This is a genomic window from Acinetobacter lwoffii (assembly GCF_024129715.1).
Classification (GTDB): domain Bacteria; phylum Pseudomonadota; class Gammaproteobacteria; order Pseudomonadales; family Moraxellaceae; genus Acinetobacter; species Acinetobacter lwoffii_U.
In genome coordinates this window covers 1-498 of the sequence record NZ_JAMXXM010000076.1, presented here as the reverse complement: position 1 = coordinate 498, position 498 = coordinate 1, and the positions used below count along the sequence as shown (strand labels likewise).

The following is a 498-nucleotide window of genomic DNA, read 5'->3' as shown; positions in this document are numbered from 1 at the left end:
AGGCTATACGCATAGATTTATAATTGCGTGCTAGTTTATCAAATCGAGTTTGCAATAGCACGGAAATGTTTTGATCTCGCAAAAGCGTTTTCAACTAAATATCTTAATTTATATAGATATTTATCAAATTCTTTATTCGATCTCTTACTGTTTGATCTCAATGGAATAATAGGAATCATATTCTTGTTCTTAGCACATATTCGAATGTGCTCAGCATCATATCCCTTGTCAGCAATGAGATATGTTGCCTCGCCTACAATATCAATCAGTTGTTTTGCAACTTGACTGTCGTGGACGTCACCCCCAGTGATTTTAAAATCAATCGGTAATCCATTCGCGTCGGTTGCAAGATATATTTTTGTTGTTTGTCCACCGCGTGATTGTCCAATTGCTCTTTCGAAACCATACCGAGCTCCACTTGCATGTTGATGCACGCGTATGTAGCTTCCGTCAATGAATACCCATTCTTGATCCAAGACGCCTCGTAATCTAAAAAAA

1 pseudogene is annotated in these 498 nt (G+C 37.8%); it reads right to left on the bottom strand.

The features are described from left to right. Positions 1-498 (bottom strand): annotated as a pseudogene (locus tag NI462_RS14965) (IS5 family transposase); the annotation flags it as partial.